Genomic DNA, 16,967 nt, shown 5'->3' on the forward strand with positions numbered 1-16,967 from the left:
GGTCGACCCCGTTCGACGAACCCGACTGCTGGAAGGTGACCCATGACCACTACTCCCGCTCCGCTGCAGATCGACGCAGCCGGCCTCGACCGGCTCTCCTGCAACGCGAAGGAGGATCCGGCCACCGGCAGGAAGGTCCTCAAGGCCCGCACGGTGTCGGAGTCCGGCTTCCGGAACATGACCTACGTCCGCGACCTCGCCCCGATGCTCGTCGGCGAGCCACCCGCGCTCCTCGGCGACGACGCCGCCCCCAACCCGTCCGAGGCGGCCTTGGCCGCGCTCGGCTCCTGCCTCTCGGTCGGCCTGCTCGCGAACGCGACCCACCGGGGCGTCACGCTGACCAGGATCGAGGTCGCCATGGAGGGCGACATCGACATCTCGGCGGTCTGGGGTGTCGGCGACACTCCCGAGGACAAGGTGCTCGGCTTCTCCGACGTCCGGATCACCGTGACACTCGCCGGTGACGCCCCCGACGAGGTGCTGCAGGAGATCCACGACAATGCGCTGCGCTGGTCGCCGGTGGTCAACACCTTCCAGCGTCCGGTCGGGGTGACCTCGACGTTGGCGGTGGACCGATGACTACCACCGCGCAGACGACCCCACCGCCGCCCGAGGCCCAGATGGTCGCCGGGCTGGTGGCCGAGGTCGCCGCCACGGCCGACCACACCGACAGCGCCAACGCCTCGGTGCGCTCCCATCTGGCCCGACTGTCCGAGGCCGGTCTCGCAGCCTTGGGCGCCCCCGCGAACCGGGATGGTCGGCTGCCGGACATGGCGACGGTCATCGCCGACCTGGCCGGAGTCTGCCTCTCCACGTCGTTCTCGTTGTGGGCGCACCGGATGACGCTGGAGTACCTACGACTGTCCGGCACGCCGTGGGCAGACGAGACCGCCACCCGTCTGGCGCAGGGGACCGTCCTGGGCGTGACCGGGATGGCCTCGGCGTTCAAGGAGCTGGCCGGCTGCGGCTCCCTCGACCTGACCGCGACCCCCATCGACGACGGCTGGTCGCTGAGCGGCACGCTGCGCTGGGCCAGCAATCTCCACCCGGACTCGGTCATGGTGACCGCCGCCCGCGCCCCGGACGGCCGCCGCCTCATCGTCGGCGTGCCGCTGGACACCCCCGGCATCGTGATCGGCGAACAGTTCGACCTTCTGGCCATGGGCGGCACGGACTCCTCGTACGTCACTCTCACCGGCGCCCCGATCGCGTCCGATCAGGTGCTGACCGAGGACTTCGAGGAGTTCCTGCGCGCGGCGCGACCGACCTTCCTGGTCCTGCAGACAGCGATGTGCCTGGGCCTGGCCAGGCGCTCCCTGGACGAGGCAGGGGGGTCGCTCGAGGGGGTCAACTCCTCCTTGGCGGCCGACATCGCAGCGACAGGTGAGCGCTGGGACGCCGCCAACGCCACGCTCAGTGCGATCACCGACGCGGTCGGTGGGCCGGTAAGGCCGTACGGCGAAGACCTGCTGCGCCTACGGCTCGACGCCGCGGACGTGGCCGTCGTCGCTGCCGGCCAGGAGGTCCGCACCGCCGGCGGCCGCGGATACGCGCGTCAGACCGACGTCAGCAGGAGATACCGCGAGGCCGCGTTCCTACCGGTCCAGTCGCCCTCCGAGACCCAACTGCGGTGGGAGCTGGCCCGAGCCCGGACCGTTGACTGACTGCCTCCCGCGGCCCAGAGGAACCTCCTGCCCATCCACCGCGACCGACCGAGAGAAGACTGCCGTGGGAACTCCAGCACTCACCCTGACCGATGTCTCCATCCGCCACGCGGACGCCACTGCACCCGTGCTCGAGCACGTCGATCTGCAGATCGATCCTGGCGAGGTGCATGTCCTCTTGGGACCGAGCGGCAGCGGCAAGTCGACGCTGCTTCACGTCATGGCCGGTCTGCTGAGTCCCGAACGCGGGTCCCTGCAGTGGCACGGTCGCCAGTCGGGCGTCCACACTGGCTTCGTCTTCCAGGAGCCACGGCTGCTGCCGTGGCTCGATGTTGCCGACAACGTGGCCCTCGCGGGGCGGTTCCGTCGTCATCGGTCCCGGTTCGACCGGGGCGGGGTGGACGGGCTGCTGAACAGGCTGGGCCTGGGCGACCTGGCGCACAGGCGCGCCCAGCAGCTGAGCGGCGGCGAGCAGCAACGGGTCGCGGTGGCCCGAGCGATCGCCTTGGACCCCGAGCTGCTGCTCCTGGACGAGCCGGGCAGCGCCCTGGATCCGGCGACCCGCCAGGACGTACAGGACTGGCTGCGTGAGATCACCTCGGCCGATGCCCTCAGCACGGTGCTGGTCACCCACGACGTCGACGAGGCGCTCTACCTCGGCCACCGGATCACCATGCTGGGCGCCGGACGGATCGTGCGGAGCGCCCCCAACGAGCGAGCGACCCGACGCGCCGACGTGGCCAACCACCCGGATCGCTCGACGTGGCTGAGCCTCTACCGAGGCGGCCACTCTCCTCGCCCCGAGGCGATCGCCTCGTGACCAGGATGACCCGACGGGGCGTGCTCAGGGCTGCCGGCCTCACCGCGGTCGGCCTCGGCGGCGCTGCCGGCGTGGCCGACCTCGCCGCCGGCATCACCGCGTCGGGTGCGGCGGCGCGACTTCAGGTCGGGTATCTGCCGATCACCGACGCCACCCCGTTGTTGATGGCGCACGCACGCGGGTCGTTCGACGCACCCGAGCTCGCCGCTCCCCCACCGGTGCTGTTCCGTAGTTGGGCGTCCCTGGGCGAGGCGCTGATCAGCGGCAAGGTCGATCTGGTCCACCTGCTGATGCCGGCCGCGCTGCAGCTGCGATACGACCTCGGCGCCGATGTGAAGGTCCTGGGTTGGAACCACACCAACGGGTCGGCCATGACGGTGGCCCCGAGCATCGACTCGGTGGAGCAGCTGGCGGGACGGGCCTTCGCGATCCCGCACTGGTGGTCGGTGCACAACGTCGTACTCCAGGCCGTCCTGCGGGAGGCCGGCCTGACTCCGGTCGTACGAGAGGCCCCCTCAGCACAGGACGGAACGGTGCAGTTGGTGGTCATGAGCCCTGCCGACCTGATCCCCGCGCTGAAGAACGGCGTGATCGGCGGGTACGTCGTTGCCGACCCGTTCAACGCCGCCGCCGAGGCTCAGGGGGTGGGGCGCATCCTCCGCTTCCTCGGCGACGTCTGGCGCGACCATGCCTGCTGCGCGCTGGTCACCCGCGGCGACGTCATCCGCAGGGACCCCGAGGCGGTTCAGGCGATGGTCGACGGGATCGTCGTCCAGCAGCTCTGGTCGCGGCAACATCGGGTCCAGGCCGCCGGTCTGCTCTCCGGGCGTGGGTATCTCCCTCAGCCCCTGCCCGCGATCGAGGCCTCATTGACCTACGACGAGGCGGCGGCCGCGAAGACGCTGGTCACGAACCCTGCATTCGAGGGTCAACGGCTCGACTTCGCTCCGTGGCCGTACCGCTCCTACACCGAGGAGCTCGTGACCCGGATGCGCGAGACCACGGTCGACGGTGACCGTCGCTTCCTCGACCGACTCGGCGAGACACCACACAGCGACCTCGTGGACGACACCTTCGTCGCGAGGTCGTTGCAGCGCAACGGCGGCTTCGCTGCGTTCGACCTGCCCGGACCGTCCCGAACAGAACAGGTGGTCCCCGCATGACCCAGCGGACCCTCGCGCCCAGCCCGTACAGCAGCCCTCCGGCGCGCGTGCGTGCACGCTACCGCTCAGGGGGAAGCCTGGTGGCGCGGGCGCTCCCCGGAGTGGTGAGCGTCGTGGTGGCGACCTTCTTGTGGTGGCTTGCCACCGAGGTCTCCGACAACCCGTTGATCGCCCAGTTCGGCCCGCAGTACGCACTGCCCGCGATCGGAGAGTTGTGGCGCCAGGGCGTGCTGGTCGACGACATCCTCGTCTCCACCTCGCGTCTGCTCGTGGGGTTGCTCGTCGCCGTCGTGGTCGGCGTACCGTTCGGCGTGTTGCTCGGCACCTCGACGCTCGCTGATCGGGCCGCACGTCCGGTGGTCTCGTTCCTGCGGATGATCTCGCCGTTGGCCTGGGCCCCCATCGCGGTCGCCCTCTTCGGCATCGGCAGCCGGCCCGTGCACTTCCTGGTCGCCGCGGCCGCGGTGTGGCCGATCGTGATCAACTCGGCCCATGGCGTACGCACCGTGGATCAGAAGTGGAGGACGATGGCGATCTCGCTCGGCGCGAGCCGCACGGAGGTGCTGCGCCACATCGTGCTACCTGCGGCCAGCGGTTCCTTCCTCACCGGCCTGCGACTGGCGCTCGGGGTCGCATGGATCGTGCTCGTCCCGGCGGAGATGCTCGGGGTGACCTCGGGCCTGGGGTACCAGATCCTCAACTCCCGCGACCAACTCGCCTACGACCAGGTCGTCGGCGTCATCGTGGTGATCGGGATCCTCGGCTTCACGCTCGACTGGCTCGCGCAACGTCTGTTGACGCCGTCGCGACGGGACCGCTGACCAGCCTCGCCGCGAGCACGTGCTTGCACGGGCCCCTGCTGCCCTGGTGCTTGGCGAACCACGGGCAGGTGCACCGGTCGTGGCCGAGGCGCAGCGCGTGCATCGCGAACTTCGTGTCATACCCATGTACAGCGACCAGCTCTGGACGATTGGTGTGCGCGCCGGATTCGCCGAGCATCGGGGACCTCTGGCTCTGCAGGTAGCCGAGGAACCGGGCCGCTGCCAGTTTGGAGACGAAGCGGTGCGCATTGTCGACCAACTCGGCTCCGACCTGGTTCCTGAACACCACTTCCTCATCCGGCACGAACAGCGCGAGCAGGACCGTCGGGTTCCCAGCCAGCGCGAGGCGGCACCACTTGCGCGCCGAGTAGATGACCACGTCGAGGTCACCTGCCCCGGACCGATTCGCCAGTCCGCCGGCCTCGTCCCAGACGGTGTGGCGCTGGTACTGCTCGAACTCGACTTCACCCTCGCCGTCGATACCGCGAGGAACCCGTGCGAGGCCGGTGACGAACTCAGGCGGCTCGAGGCAGATCCCCATCTCATCGCGGTCGTCCTGACCGCTGACGGCGGTGCCGTGCACCCCCGAGCCGACCTGGACCCGCAGGATCATGCCCGCCTCGGCGATCGCCCGCGCTTGCTCCGAGGCATGCGGGTGCGCAAACCCAGCCGGCAGCGACCTATCGCCGGAGACAACCCTCGCCTGAACCATGCAGTGAACCGTATCCGCGCACTATCGCCCCCGGCGACGGCTTTCCGCCGTGGCACCCGGGCAGGGTCCATGCCCATAGCGCCACACCACCGCAGGGCAGAACTGCGAAATGCGAGAAGGCCCGACCTGATGGTCGGGCCTTCTGCTTGGTAGCGGGGGCAGGATTTGAACCTGCGACCTCTGGACCTCCAGCGCGTGTACGTTCCGCCGCTGGCTCTTTTGACCTCACTTGCCGATGTGTGCTCTGACCTGCGCAGACGCGCACAACCCGGCGTGCCGACTCCAGATCCTCTTGACGGCTTCTGCTCGGATCAGACGACTTGCGCTGGCGTTTTCGGGACATAAGCGCGGCGTGACTCGAATCGCAGTCGGCCCGGAGGATGAGCCCCGATTCGTGCCTGTTCGTGCTAACTAAGATCGGCGGCATGCGGGATCTCCGAGCACCGGCCGGCACAAGCGGCGCGCGCTACGCGCTGGCCGTAGTTGAGTCCACGGGCGTGGTGTACGAGGGGCCCGACCTGAGCGTGGCGTCCTGACACAGCGACGGCTACCGCGTGATCCTTCAGAAGGCCTGCGAAAGCACGACTGAAGGAGACATCACGATGACCGTCGACCCCAACTCTATTGACCTGCCCCGTTCATGGCCGAGCACCTGCAGCGCGCCGAGCCCGACCTGCTCCGATCGATGCTGTCGACGTTCGTGCAGGCGTTCTTGTCCGCCGAGGCCGACGCGATCTGCGGCGCCCCGTATGGCGAACGCAGCCCGGAACGGACCAACTCCCGACGGCTACCGGACCCGCGACTTCGACACCCGCACCGGCACGATAGAGGTCGCTATCCCCAAGCTGCGCGAGGGCTCGTACTTCCCGGACTGGCTCCTCGAGCGACGCCAGCGAGCCGAGCGGGCCCTGACCACCGTGGTCGCGACCTGCTACCTGTTGGGTGTCTCGACGCGGCGGATGGAGAAGCTCGTCGAGACCCTCGGCATCACCCGACTGTCGAAGTCGCAAGTCAGCGTGATGGCCAAGGAGCTCGACGCGCACGTCGAGGACTTCCGCACCCGACCACTCGACGCCGGCGTGGACCCGGACACGTTGGAGGATCGCATCCGTGAAGGCGTCGGCGAAGTGAGCAACCCGATGGCAGTGGGCAAACACCGAGGGCGTTGACGTCGGGTCCGAGGAGCGGCGTTGAGACTACAGTCGCCCGGATGGGATGGATGATCAGTGCGGCCGGCCTACTCGTTGTCTTGGTGGCGCTGTGGGACATCTTCCACACTCTGTGGCACCCGGGCGGATTCGGCCGGATCGCTCGGTGGGTGTTCCAGCTCGTGTGGTGGGCCACCAAGCACGTGTTGCCCAGCCACACCCGGCGCCTCGCCGGGCCGATCGGAATCCTCGGAACCGTGGCGTTGTGGACCGGTCTGGTGGTGATCGGCTGGACTCTGGTCTACCTGCCCCACATGTCGGACGGCTTCTACTTCGGGTCAGCACTCAGACCCGAGCAGTCTTCCGATGCCCTGACCGCCCTGTACCTGTCGTTGGTCACCGTGGCCACGCTCGGCTTCGGTGACGTCACCCCGGCCGACCCCGTCCTGCGCCTGCTGGCACCGTTCGAGGCGCTTCTCGGGTTCGTCCTCCTGACCGCCGCCATCTCCTGGATCCTGCAGGTCTACCCCGCCCTGGGCAGGCGGAGGTCTGTTGCGAAGCGGTTGAGCCTTCTGCAGTCGAGTCATGCGACTGCCGTGGTGGCCGGTGGGGAACCATGCGTCGCTAGCCGCATGCTGGACGCCGTGACCGACGGCACGATCCAGGCCGAGACGGACCTCATGCAGTACGCCGAGTCCTACTACTTCATCGAGGAAGAGGAAGAGCTGTCGCTGGCTGCGACCCTCCCCCACGCACTGGAGCTGGCGGAGGCCGGAAGGACGTCGTCCTCGCGCGAGGTGCAACTCGCAGCCGACATGCTCACAGCGGCCGTCGAGAGCCTCGCCCTGCTGCTGGACCGTGCCTACCTCAAGACCGGGTCCGCGACACCGGAGGTGCTCGCGTCCTACGGCGCCGACCACGGATTCGAGCCCCACGCATAATGACGAAGGCGCGGGGCAGGGCGCTGCCATGACCCTCGACGTGCTGCTCATCGCGACCGGCGCGCTCGGCGTGCTGGTGGCTGCGCTGTCTGCACGAATCAGGCGTCTGCCCGTATCCGAGCCGCTACTTGCGCTGGTGGTCGGCGTGCTCGTCGGGCCCGAGGTGCTCCGCGCTTTGCCTTTTCCACCGATCACCACCGAGCATGCGAGCGTTCACGACGCGACACGGATCCTGCTGGTGATCTCGGTGATGGGGGTCGCGCTGCGCTATCCGTTCGGTTCGGTCCGTGCACAGCTCCGGCCGGTCTCGATCCTGCTGTTAATGGCCATGCCGGCCATGGCGTTGATCTCCACAGGTCTGACCGCCGGGATCCTCGGGGTCACGCTGGGCGCTGCGCTGCTGCTCGGGACAGCGATCTGCCCTACCGACCCGGTCCTCGCCTCCAGCGTGGTCACCGGCAAGCCCGCAGAGGAGGACCTACCGGCCCGTGACCGGCAGATCCTCTCGCTGGAGTCAGGCGCCAACGACGGTCTGGCCCTGCTGTTCGTGCTGGCCGCGGTCGCGTTTGCTGGACCGATGAGCGCTGGACGGGCAGCTGCGGACGCTCTCTGGCAGGTGCTGGGCGCTGTCGCTCTCGGTGTGCTGGCTGGCTGGCTCGGGGGTCGCGCACTGCGGGCTGGGGAGGCGCACGGTGCGACAGCCCACGGCCCGATGCTGCTCTTCACGGTCTTGCTCGCCCTGCTCGTTCTGGGACTGTCCGGGGTGCTCCATCTCGACGGCGTGCTCGCAGCGTTCGTCGCGGGGCTCGCCTTCAACTTGACCAGCACTGGCGCAGAGCGGACGGCGGAGGTCGAGATTGACGAGGCGGCCAATCGGTTCGCAGTCCTGCCGATGTTCGTTCTGCTGGGTGCCACCCTCCCCTGGACCGTCTGGGGCGAGCTCGGGTGGACGGCGATCGCACTCGCTCTCGCCGTGCTCCTGCTTCGTCGACTTCCCGTGCTGCTCCTGCTCAAACGACCGCTGAACCTGGGCTGGCCCGACGCGCTGTACCTGGGGTGGTTCGGGCCGGTCGGTGTCTCGGCCGTGTTCTACCTGACTCTCGAGGCGGAAGAGCTCGGTCTCCCTGAGACTGTCATGGGCGCCGGGATCATGGTGGTGGTCGTGAGCACCGTGGCCCATGGCGTTACCTCCTCGGCCGGCCGGCTGCTCTACCGACGCCTCACGGGCGAGACCCCGACCGGACAGCCAGTGCTCGAGGGTTGATCCGCCGCCACGTGGCCGGCCGTTCCCCACCTGGGGATACCCGTCAGATCGAGAAGACACTCCAGAGGACGCCTGCGCCTATGCCGAGCACGAGGCTGAGAGCCGAGGTCACCACCGCCGTCGTCGCCGACCAAGCACGAGGAACGAACGCTCCTGGCAGGGTCCGCGCGGGGGGTTCCCCTCGGCCGTAGACGGGTGCGATCCACCGAAGGTAGTAGAAGAGACTGACCACGGTGTTGACGAACACCAGCACGGCCAGCCAGGCAAGCCCGCCGTCCCAGGCGGCGGCGGTGGTGGTGAGCTTGCCGGCGAAGACGACGGTCGGCGGGGTGCCGACGAGGCCGAGCAGCGCCACCACGAGGGATGCGCCAAGCCACGGCCGGGCTCGGCCCATGCCGCGGTAGGAGTCGAGGTCGCGCCGGTCGGGGAAGGCGGTCGTCACTGCGAATGCCGCGAGGTTGGTGACGGTGTAGCCGGCAAGGTAGAGCAGCAGGGCGGGCAGGGCCAGGTCGCTGCGCCCGGCGACCGCGACCGGCACGAGCAGGTAGCCGACCTGGCTGACCGTGGACCAGCCGAGCAGGCGCCGGGGGTCGCTCTGCCAGTAGGCGGCGAAGTTGCCGAGCGTCATGCTGGCGACCGCGAGGACGGCGACCAGCAGCGGCCAGGCGAGGGTGTCGGGGAGCATGGCGATGAGTCGGTAGGCGGCGACCATCGCGCCGATCTTGGGCACGGTGGTGAGGAAGGCCGCGACCGCCCCGCCCGCACCCTCGGCGGCATCGGGGACCCAGAAGTGCCCCGGGACGCCGCCGGCCTTGAACATCAAGCCACCCAGCACCGCCACGACGCTCGCCGCGACCACGCCCTGCGGCGCCTCAGCAAGTCGGTCGGTGAGGTCGGCGTACGACGTGGTCGCGGAGACTCCGTACAGCAGCGTGACCCCGAGCAGCAGGAGGATGCCGAACAGGGCACCCAGCAGGTAGGTCTTCATGGCCGCCTCGGCTCCGCGGGGCGTGCGCGCGATGCCGATCAGGCCGTAGAGCGGGATGCTCGCGAGCAGGAACCCGACCACTACGACGAGCAGGTCGTCGGCGCCGGCGAGGACGAGCGTGCCGGTGGTCGAGAACAGGAAGAGTGCGTAGGTCTCGCTCTCCCGTGGCGAGCCGGCGATCTCGTCGGAGGCCAGCGCGAGGACGATCAGCGTGCCGACGGCGGCGACGATCCGCGCCACTCCGGTGGCGGTGTCGACGGTGAAGGTGCCCTCCATCGCCGGCTGGGCCGGGCCGGGGAGGTCGACCGCGGCCAGGATGGCGGCGGCGACCAGCGCGACCGCGGCGATGACGCGGGTGACCCACTGGCGGGTCCGCGGGAGGAAGGACCCGCTGACCAGGACCGTGAGCCCGCCGAGGAACACCACGATCTCCGGCAGCAGCAGGAGTGGCCGCATGGCCATCTCGGAGCCCACGGGCCTACCTTCCGACGAGCTCGACGGCGACCTCGGCCGCGGGCTCGATCACGGCGAGCAGTGGTCGGGGGAACACTCCGATGAGCAGGGAGAGCACCAGCAGCGGGCCGACCGACCAGACCTCGGCGGCGCGCAGGTCGGTGAATCCGACCGAGCGGCCGCGGGTCTCGCCGGTGAAGATCCGCTGCAGCGCGCGGAGGAACAGCGCCGCGGTGAGGAGGATGCCCACGAGCGCGATGGCCGTGACTGGGGCGGCGGCGATGCTGCCGGTGAAGATCTGGAACTCCGCGATGAAGCCGGACAGCCCGGGAAGGCCCAGAGAGGCGAATGCGCCTACGGCGAAGAACGCGGCGAACCGCGGCGCGGGTCCGGCCAGGCCGCCGTAGGAGTCCATGTCATAGGTCGCTGCCCGGTCCTGGAGAACCCCGGCGAGGAGGAACAGCGCACCGGTGATCAGGCCGTGGCTGACCATCTGCGTGACGCCACCGGTGACCGCGACGGACCGGGCCTGCGCGGTGTCGTCGGCGACGAGCCCTGCGGCGCCGACGGCGAGGACGATGTAGCCCATGTGGTTCACCGACGTGTAGGCGACCATCCGCTTGAAGTTCGTCTGGGCCAGGGCCACCAGGGCGCCGTACACGACAGACACGATGCCGACGACGATGATCACCCACGCCCAGTCCCGCCACGCCTCGGGCAGCATCGGCATCGCGATCCGCACGAACCCGTAGGTGCCCATCTTCAGCAGCACGCCCGCCAGGACCGCCGAGCCGATCGCCGGCGCGTCCGTGTGGGCCGGCGGCAGCCAGGTGTGGAACGGCACGGTCGGGGTCTTCACCGCCAGTCCGATCAGGATCGCGGCCAGCACCAGCCCACCGGCCAGCGACGACCCGGCGAACGGGGTCTGCTCGGCCAGCTCGACCATGTCGAAGGTGTGCGGGTCGGCGGCGATGTAGAGGCCGATGAAACCGACGAGCAGAGCCAGGGAGCCCAGAAACGTGTAGAGGAAGAACTTCATCGCCGACCGGGCGGCGTTGCCATGCCCCCAGCCGGCGATCACGAAGTACATGCCGACGATCGAGAGGTCGAAGAAGACGAAGAAGAGGATCAGGTCGGCGGCGACGAACAGGCCCATGCTGACGCTCTGCAGGAAGAGGAACAGCGCAGCCTGGAGACGCGGCCGGTCGGTCTCGCGCAGCGCAAAGATCGCGCAGGCGAGGAAGATCACCGCGGTCATCGCGATCAGCGGCAGGGACAACCCGTCGACGCCGAGGTGGTAGCTGCTGTTCACGCCGGGGATCCACTCGGCCTGCTCCTCAAAGGCGAGTCGTCCGGCCGTGGGCGTCTCGTAGCGCAGCCACGCCGCGACCACGAGGGCGAGGTCGGCGGCTGCGACCGCGACCCATGCCCACCGTGCGGCCGTGTCGCCGAGCCGCGGAAGCGCGAGCAGGGCCAGAGCGGCAGCCAGGGGCAGGAAGACGATCAGACTGAGCACGTTCACCTCACCGTGACAAGGAGCAGGACGCCGATCGCGAGCACCGCGACGGCCTGGATGTAGTACTGGTGCAGCTGGCCGGTCTGCGGACGACGTGCGAGGCGGCCGAGGCGGCGCAGCTGCGCAGCGAGCCCTTCGACCGCCCCATCGAACCACCGGTCGTCGTCCCGTGCCGCGCGAGCCGCGGTCCACAGCGACGCCCGGGACGTTGTCTCGACCGCACCGTCCAGCACCCGGTCCTCGAAGGTCGCTGCCCGACGCGCCAGACCGAGCGCGGCCGCGGCGGACCCGGCCACGCCCCGGTCCAGGACGCGGTCGTCGAAGCGCGCCAGCGCCTCTGCCAACGCGAGGGTCGGGCGTACGACGAGGGCCTGTGTCGCGCGCCCGAGACCCAGCCAGGCCAGGGCCCATCCCGGTTCCGGCACCGGACGCCACCACACGAGCGCCAGCACCCCCAGTGCGATCACGACCGACGCGGCCATCTCCGCCCATGTCGGGTGGAGCGGCTCCTCGCCGAGAGCGCGGGCGACCGTGTCGCCGAACGGCGGCAGCGCGAGCACTCCGAGGACCACTGCGCCGAGCGCGAGGGCGACCAGCGGCATCTGCTCCAGCATGCCGACGTGGCGGGTGCCCGGCTCCTCCTCGTCGAGATGCGCCTCGACCTCGGCGTGGTTTTGTTCGGACAGCTGTCGCCACAGGATCACCAAGATCTTGCCGGCGTACGCCGCCGACAGCGCGGCCGCGGCGAGGCCGACGGCGTAGAGCCACGGCGACTCCTCCAGCGCCGCGGCGAGGACCACGTCCTTGGTCGCCCACAGCGCCAGCGGGGCGACGCCCGCGAGGGACAGCGCACCTGCAGTGGCAGCCCAGCCGACCAGCCGCCACCTCCGAGCCACGCCACGCAGGCCGGCGAGCTGCTTGGTGCCGAGCGCGGTGAGCCAGGCCCCGGCGGCGAGGAAGAGCAGCGCCTTGGTCGAGGCGTGTGCCACGAGGTGTGCCGCTCCCCCGCTCACCGAGGCCAGCCCGGCGCCCATCACCACGAACCCGAGCTGGGCGGACGTGGAGGCGGCAAGCAGTTGTTTGAGGTCCTGCTGCGCCACGGCGACGGCGCCGAGCAGCAGCGCGGTGAGTGCGCCCACCCAGGCAGCAGCCGGCGCGGCCCAGCCCGTCGAGGCCAGCAGCGGCTCGGTGCGCAGCAGCAGGTAGCCACCCATGGCGACCATGGCCGCGGAGTGCAACAGTGCACTGACCGGGCTCGGACCCTCCATCGCGCGCGACAGCCAGAACGAGAACGGCAGCTGGGCCGCCTTGCCGAGGGCTGCGACCAGGACACCCGCCGCGACGACGTGGCGCCACCCCTCGCTGGCTGCGGGCAGGTCGCCCAGTGACAGGCCGGCTCCACCGGCGAGCGCTGCTCCGGCCGCGACGTACAGCCCAACGTCCGCCGTGCGCGTGGTCACGAACGCCGTGGTGCCGGCGGACACCCGGTGGTCGTCGCGCCACCAGAACCCGATCAGCGCGAAGGACGTCGCGCCCATCACCTCCCAGGCGAACAGCAGCGCGGGCAGCGTCTCAGCAGTCGCCGTCAGGAGCGCGGCGGAGGCGAAGAGCAGCATGAGCCCGTGGAACCGGGCCTGTGACTCCCGGATCTCGCCGGCCGAGAACACCAGCACGAGCAGGCTCACGACCGCCACGGTCGGTGCGACCAGCGCCGACAGCGCATCCACCCCGAGGGCGAAATCGCTGCCGGCCATGAACGGGACCGACACCCTTGGCCGTTCGAGGGCGACCACCACCGACAGTGCGGCTGTGGTGAAGGCCGTGGCCAGCGACACGGCGGCCGCCGCCCGCTTGAGGCGGGAGAGGGCGAGCCCGCCGCCCACCACGGCGGGCAGGAGCACGAGCAGCCAGAGTGCGGTCTCGGACATGGACATGGTCACCCCGACAGGTCCGTGGCCATGTCGGTCATGTCGGCACCACGCTCACGATGCAGCAGCGTGGCGACCGCGAACCCCATCGCCATCTCCACTGTCATCGCGGCGATGATCACCATGAGGAGGACCTGCCCGGTCGGGTCGGGAGCGAGGAACCACCAGACGCCGGCAGCGGCGAGGATGACAGCGTTGATCATGAGCTCCAGGCCCATCATCACCATCACCACGACCTGCTGGGAGATCGCGCCGTACAGCCCGACGCTGAAGATCGCCGCGGCGATGAGCAGGGTCGCCTCCAAGGTCATCTGCCGACACCTCCGGGCTGGGGGTCGTCCGCGGGGCGCTGCTTCAGGTCATCGCCGAACCGGTCGTAGCGGGTGCGGTGCGCCGCGAGCACGACGCCGGCCACGATGGTGGCGACCATGACCGGGCTGATCACGGCCATCACCAGCATCTTCGGGCCCATCAACGATTCCCCCAGCGCCATGGTGACGTCCGACGGTGGACTGCCCCGGCGAGCGGGCCAGTCGACCATCAGGATGCCCGTCGCGAGCACCAGGAACGTGGTCACGGCGACGGCGATAGCGGTCTTGTTGCTGTGCACCATGCTCATCGGCATCAGCGCGGGGTTCATCCCCATGAACATGACCATGTAGACGGCCATGATCGCCATCTCCATGACCATCATCAGGATCGTCACCACGCCGACGTAGTTCTGCTGCAGGAAGAGCACCTGCAGCCCGACCGCTACGAAGGACAGGGCGAGGGCGTACGTCGCTCGAGCCATCGAGTCGACGTAGAAGACCGCGGCGCCGCCGAGCACCGCGACGAGCCCGATCCCCCAGAAGGCGATGTCACTGAGCACGTTCACGACCTCCAGACGGCGATGACGGCGACGACCAGGTCCTGCAGCAGCACGGCCGGGAGCAGCAGCATCCAGCCCACCTCCATGAACTTGTCCGGCCGGAAGGCCGGCAGCCGCCGCCGCAGCCAGACCAGGACCGCGAGCAGGGCAACGGTCTTCACCAGCACCCAGGCCCATCCCGGCAGCAGCGGACCGGCGCCGCCGCCGAGGAACATCGGGACCGCGAACGCCGCGCCGGCGGCCAGCAGCGCGTATCGCCCCGCCTCGAACACCAGCCGGTCCACGCCCGACAGTTCCGCCCGTGCGCCGCCGGAGACGTCCGTCCCGATCGCCGGGGCGAAAGGCCCCCACACAGAGAAGGCCGCCACCCCGAGCAGGTAGACGAGGAACGCCACCGGCATCCAGACAGCGAACCAGAGGCCCTCCTGGGCCGCCGCGACCGCGCGCACGTTCAGGGTCTCCGCGGCGATCGCCGGAGCGACCAGGGCGAACATCAACGGAAGCTCGTAGCCCAGTCCGTGCGCCAGGAACCGGTAGCCGCCGACCAGCGAGTGTGCCGAGTTCGCACCCCACCCGGTCAGCCACACCAGCGCCCAGACCATCACGTCCATGGCGTTGAACCACATGACGCCCACGTCGAGGTCGAAGATTGTCCACTCCCCCAACGGCACGACCGTCACCATCAGCGCCGCCACTACCAGCAGCCCGGCACCCCCGAGGCGCCACAGCAGGCGGTCGGCTTCGACGGTGGTACGACGTCGCTGCCGCATCAGCCGGGCCGCTTCACCGAACGGCCGGACCGGCCCGCCCATCGTCCCGCCCGGCTTGCCCCCCGCACGCGCGGCGAGGGCACCGTCCAGCATGGCAGCGGTTACGGCCAGCGCGCCCAGAATCCCCAACGCGGCAATCGCCCAGCCGGGCGCCACGGTGGTGATCGGCGAGTCCGTCATCGGCGTCGGGTCAGCCATGGGACACCTCGTGCTCCGCCTGTCCGGCGAGCAGCTCGTGGATGTCGAGGCTGGCGAGGACCAGCCGTGCCGTGGCGAGATCCAGACCCGTGACCAGATGTGCCAGGTGGTCGGTCGAGAGTGTCCGGCCGGCGTCGTTTGGCCGAGTGCCGGTGTCACCGGCGGCGGTCGCGGCAACACCGGCGACCGCCCGGTCCAGCATGCCGATCAGCCGGTCGTAGGTGTCACCGACCGCGTCGGCCGGCAACCCCCGGGCGTGGGCGTCCTCGTCGCTCAGCCGCCTGACGCCTCGAAGCGACCAGCGCAACGTCCTCGAACGACGGACCCTCCGGCGCAGACGCTCGACTTCCGACCCCGCCGCTCCGTCCCCGGGCTCCAGGGCGGTGTCGCGGATCCTTCGGGCCTCCGCCGCAGCGTCGTCCCACCCCGCCAACGCCAGCAGCGAGGCGATGTTGTCGATGCCGCGGGCCGGCCCGACAACTTCGTCATCCTGGCGGGCACGCCCGTCGACGAGCTCGGCCTGTGCCTCGACAATGACATCGCCCTGAAGCGAGCAGCGCAACACCAGACCGGCCGGCCAGTACCGCAGCACAGGCCCGAGACGCACCTGCAAGACGTCCATCTCGAGCCCATCTCGGTCCTCGCCGCCCTCCGCGAGAGGGATGCCTCCCGGTGACATCTCCATGTCGCCGTGGTCCATGCCTTCGTGGGCGCGGTGGTCCATGCCTTCGTGGGCGCCGTGGTCCATGCCCTCGTGGGCGCCGTGGTCCATGCCCTCGTGGGCGCCGTGGTCCATGCCCTCGTGGGCGCCGTGGTCCATGCCCTCATGGCTGCCGTGGTCCATGCCCTCGTGGGCGCCGTGGTCCATGCCCTCATGGCTGCCGTGGTCCATGCCCTCGTGGCCCTCGTGGCCCTCGTGGTCCATGCCTTCGTGGCCGCCGGCTGAACCGTGGTCCGTGTCTCCATGGCCACCATGACTCTCGGCTCGAGATCCGGTCTGCTCGGCGAGGAGTTCGGAGGCGGTGGGTCGCTGCTGCGCGTCACGGCGGTGGCGGTCGGTGTCGAGCAGGCCGGTGTGTGCTTCGTCCAGTCGAGCACCCACCTCGTCGCCCGCGTGCACGTGAACGCGCACCCGAGGTCCCGGCATCTGGTGCCAGATGCCCTCGATCGCCTCCGCGAGCCCCGGCCCGGGTTCGCCGCACACGACGAGCACGTCGGCGTCCGCGGGTGAGATGGCGAGGCGCCATCCACGGGCGGCCACGTTGCGCTCCGCCGCCATTCGCGTGCGCCACCAGCCCGGCACCTCGACGACCAGAGCGTGAGCGTGCCGGGAAGCGCTCCGTGCGATCGCGTCACTCAGACCCAACGCAGTGCCCCCTCCCGCCATGCCCAGAGCACGGCGACGAACAAAGCAGCCAAGAAGAGGAACATCTCGACGACCGCGGTCACGCCGACCTGTGCGACGACGACCGCCCAGGGATACATGAACAGCATCTCGACGTCGAAGGCGAGGAAGAGCAGCGTCGCGAGGTACCAGCGCACGTGGTACCGCGACAGTGCGTGCTGCTCGGGGGCCCAGCCCGACTCGAACGGAAGCACGATTAGCGAGTCCGGCGCTACGGCGGTGAGCCTGTGCAGCGCGTACAGCCCGAGCACGAGTACCCCGACCGCGCTCGCCATCACGACAACCCCTGCGTACATGACTCTCCT

General features: G+C 69.9%; 17 protein-coding genes, 1 tRNA gene and 1 pseudogene. 9 read left to right on the forward strand and 10 right to left on the reverse strand.

From position 1 onward, the window contains the following. The first annotated feature begins 42 nt into the window (after positions 1 to 42). From K8W59_RS11655 to K8W59_RS11675, 5 genes are all read left to right on the forward strand, one after another. Complete coding sequence (locus K8W59_RS11655) at positions 43 to 579, forward strand: OsmC family protein (protein ID WP_223394010.1); 537 nt, start codon at positions 43 to 45, stop codon at positions 577 to 579. Next, the gene (locus tag K8W59_RS11660; protein ID WP_223394013.1) at positions 576 to 1,664 is read left to right on the forward strand and encodes an acyl-CoA dehydrogenase family protein; all 1,089 of its coding nucleotides are present in this window, start codon (positions 576 to 578) and stop codon (positions 1,662 to 1,664) included. Before K8W59_RS11655 ends, K8W59_RS11660 begins: the two co-directional genes overlap by 4 nt. A 64-nt stretch (positions 1,665 to 1,728) precedes the next feature. Continuing rightward, entirely contained in the window at positions 1,729 to 2,484 is a 756-nt protein-coding gene (locus tag K8W59_RS11665; protein WP_223394015.1) for an ABC transporter ATP-binding protein, read from the forward strand. A gap of 5 nt (positions 2,485 to 2,489) precedes the next feature. After that, positions 2,490 to 3,647 carry an ABC transporter substrate-binding protein gene (locus K8W59_RS11670; protein WP_223399791.1) on the forward strand — a complete coding sequence of 386 codons (1,158 nt, stop codon included), beginning with the start codon at positions 2,490 to 2,492 and terminating at the stop codon, positions 3,645 to 3,647. Next, the gene (locus K8W59_RS11675) at positions 3,644 to 4,468 is read left to right on the forward strand and encodes an ABC transporter permease (RefSeq protein WP_223394017.1); all 825 of its coding nucleotides are present in this window, start codon (positions 3,644 to 3,646) and stop codon (positions 4,466 to 4,468) included. The genes K8W59_RS11670 and K8W59_RS11675 overlap by 4 nt, the downstream gene beginning before the upstream one ends. On the opposite strand, the gene K8W59_RS11680 is transcribed toward K8W59_RS11675, so the two are convergent. Together K8W59_RS11680 and K8W59_RS11685 are read right to left on the reverse strand one after the other, a co-directional pair. Next, on the reverse strand, positions 4,413 to 5,180 hold the full coding sequence (locus K8W59_RS11680; protein ID WP_223394019.1) for a DNA polymerase beta superfamily protein: 768 nt from the start codon (positions 5,178 to 5,180) through the stop codon (positions 4,413 to 4,415). The two genes, K8W59_RS11675 and K8W59_RS11680, sit on opposite strands and share 56 nt — an antisense overlap. 147 nt (positions 5,181 to 5,327) lie before the next feature. Continuing rightward, positions 5,328 to 5,392, reverse strand: a tRNA-OTHER gene (locus tag K8W59_RS11685). Between the two features lie 473 nt (positions 5,393 to 5,865). On the opposite strand from K8W59_RS11685, the pseudogene K8W59_RS11690 reads away from it, so the two are divergent. From K8W59_RS11690 to K8W59_RS11700, 3 genes and pseudogenes are all read left to right on the forward strand, one after another. Then, a pseudogene (locus K8W59_RS11690) lies at positions 5,866 to 6,349 on the forward strand (transposase). 41 nt (positions 6,350 to 6,390) lie between these two features. Then, positions 6,391 to 7,269 carry a potassium channel family protein gene (locus K8W59_RS11695; RefSeq protein ID WP_223394021.1) on the forward strand — a complete coding sequence of 293 codons (879 nt, stop codon included), beginning with the start codon at positions 6,391 to 6,393 and terminating at the stop codon, positions 7,267 to 7,269. A gap of 28 nt (positions 7,270 to 7,297) precedes the next feature. Next, positions 7,298 to 8,533 (forward strand): cation:proton antiporter domain-containing protein, encoded by a 1,236-nt coding sequence (locus tag K8W59_RS11700; protein WP_223394022.1) that lies wholly within the window; start codon positions 7,298 to 7,300, stop codon positions 8,531 to 8,533. Positions 8,534 to 8,576: 43 nt separating this feature from the next. On the opposite strand, the gene K8W59_RS11705 is transcribed toward K8W59_RS11700, so the two are convergent. From K8W59_RS11705 to K8W59_RS11735, 7 genes are read right to left on the reverse strand one after another with little or no spacing between them, the layout of a single operon-like run. After that, positions 8,577 to 9,995, reverse strand: a complete 1,419-nt coding sequence (locus K8W59_RS11705) for an NADH-quinone oxidoreductase subunit N (protein ID WP_223394024.1) — start codon at positions 9,993 to 9,995, stop codon at positions 8,577 to 8,579. A 4-nt stretch (positions 9,996 to 9,999) separates the two neighbouring features. Continuing rightward, positions 10,000 to 11,490 carry a complex I subunit 4 family protein gene (locus tag K8W59_RS11710; RefSeq protein WP_223394026.1) on the reverse strand — a complete coding sequence of 497 codons (1,491 nt, stop codon included), beginning with the start codon at positions 11,488 to 11,490 and terminating at the stop codon, positions 10,000 to 10,002. A 2-nt stretch (positions 11,491 to 11,492) separates the two neighbouring features. Further along, entirely contained in the window at positions 11,493 to 13,418 is a 1,926-nt protein-coding gene (locus K8W59_RS11715) for a proton-conducting transporter transmembrane domain-containing protein (RefSeq protein WP_223394028.1), read from the reverse strand. Between the two features lie 8 nt (positions 13,419 to 13,426). After that, positions 13,427 to 13,729 carry an NADH-quinone oxidoreductase subunit NuoK gene (locus K8W59_RS11720; protein ID WP_193667652.1) on the reverse strand — a complete coding sequence of 101 codons (303 nt, stop codon included), beginning with the start codon at positions 13,727 to 13,729 and terminating at the stop codon, positions 13,427 to 13,429. Beyond that, positions 13,726 to 14,289, reverse strand: coding sequence for an NADH-quinone oxidoreductase subunit J (locus tag K8W59_RS11725; protein ID WP_223394030.1), 564 nt, complete (start codon positions 14,287 to 14,289; stop codon positions 13,726 to 13,728). Before K8W59_RS11725 ends, K8W59_RS11720 begins: the two co-directional genes overlap by 4 nt. 2 nt (positions 14,290 to 14,291) lie before the next feature. Then, positions 14,292 to 15,257, reverse strand: a complete 966-nt coding sequence (locus tag K8W59_RS11730) for an NADH-quinone oxidoreductase subunit H (protein ID WP_223394032.1) — start codon at positions 15,255 to 15,257, stop codon at positions 14,292 to 14,294. Then, positions 15,250 to 16,182, reverse strand: a complete 933-nt coding sequence (locus K8W59_RS11735; RefSeq protein ID WP_223394034.1) for a hypothetical protein — start codon at positions 16,180 to 16,182, stop codon at positions 15,250 to 15,252. The genes K8W59_RS11730 and K8W59_RS11735 overlap by 8 nt, the downstream gene beginning before the upstream one ends. Before the next feature lie 39 nt (positions 16,183 to 16,221). On the opposite strand from K8W59_RS11735, the gene K8W59_RS11740 reads away from it, so the two are divergent. Next, positions 16,222 to 16,488, forward strand: a complete 267-nt coding sequence (locus tag K8W59_RS11740) for a hypothetical protein (RefSeq protein ID WP_206051707.1) — start codon at positions 16,222 to 16,224, stop codon at positions 16,486 to 16,488. Positions 16,489 to 16,613: 125 nt separating this feature from the next. On the opposite strand, the gene K8W59_RS11745 is transcribed toward K8W59_RS11740, so the two are convergent. Continuing rightward, positions 16,614 to 16,958: an NADH-quinone oxidoreductase subunit A gene (locus tag K8W59_RS11745; protein WP_223394036.1), complete on the reverse strand. Its 345-nt coding sequence runs from the start codon at positions 16,956 to 16,958 to the stop codon at positions 16,614 to 16,616. Between the last annotated feature and the right edge of the window lie 9 nt (positions 16,959 to 16,967).

It is taken from the genome of Nocardioides rotundus (genome assembly GCF_019931675.1).
In the GTDB taxonomy this organism is placed as follows: domain Bacteria; phylum Actinomycetota; class Actinomycetes; order Propionibacteriales; family Nocardioidaceae; genus Nocardioides; species Nocardioides rotundus.

Excerpts from the sequence above, each read along its gene's own strand:
- K8W59_RS11655 (WP_223394010.1), top strand. The coding sequence starts at position 43 with ATGACCACTACTCCCGCTCCGCTGCAGATCGACGCAGCCGGCCTCGAC.
- K8W59_RS11660 (WP_223394013.1), top strand. The coding sequence starts at position 576 with ATGACTACCACCGCGCAGACGACCCCACCGCCGCCCGAGGCCCAGATG.
- K8W59_RS11670 (WP_223399791.1), top strand. The coding sequence starts at position 2,490 with ATGACCCGACGGGGCGTGCTCAGGGCTGCCGGCCTCACCGCGGTCGGC.
- K8W59_RS11675 (WP_223394017.1), top strand. The coding sequence starts at position 3,644 with ATGACCCAGCGGACCCTCGCGCCCAGCCCGTACAGCAGCCCTCCGGCG.
- K8W59_RS11680 (WP_223394019.1), bottom strand. The coding sequence starts at position 5,180 with ATGGTTCAGGCGAGGGTTGTCTCCGGCGATAGGTCGCTGCCGGCTGGG.
- K8W59_RS11695 (WP_223394021.1), top strand. The coding sequence starts at position 6,391 with ATGGGATGGATGATCAGTGCGGCCGGCCTACTCGTTGTCTTGGTGGCG.
- K8W59_RS11700 (WP_223394022.1), top strand. The coding sequence starts at position 7,298 with ATGACCCTCGACGTGCTGCTCATCGCGACCGGCGCGCTCGGCGTGCTG.
- K8W59_RS11715 (WP_223394028.1), bottom strand. The coding sequence starts at position 13,418 with ATGTCCGAGACCGCACTCTGGCTGCTCGTGCTCCTGCCCGCCGTGGTG.
- K8W59_RS11720 (WP_193667652.1), bottom strand. The coding sequence starts at position 13,729 with ATGACCTTGGAGGCGACCCTGCTCATCGCCGCGGCGATCTTCAGCGTC.
- K8W59_RS11730 (WP_223394032.1), bottom strand. The coding sequence starts at position 15,257 with ATGGCTGACCCGACGCCGATGACGGACTCGCCGATCACCACCGTGGCG.
- K8W59_RS11735 (WP_223394034.1), bottom strand. The coding sequence starts at position 16,182 with ATGGACCACGAGGGCCACGAGGGCCACGAGGGCATGGACCACGGCAGC.
- K8W59_RS11740 (WP_206051707.1), top strand. The coding sequence starts at position 16,222 with ATGGCCACCATGACTCTCGGCTCGAGATCCGGTCTGCTCGGCGAGGAG.
- K8W59_RS11745 (WP_223394036.1), bottom strand. The coding sequence starts at position 16,958 with ATGTACGCAGGGGTTGTCGTGATGGCGAGCGCGGTCGGGGTACTCGTG.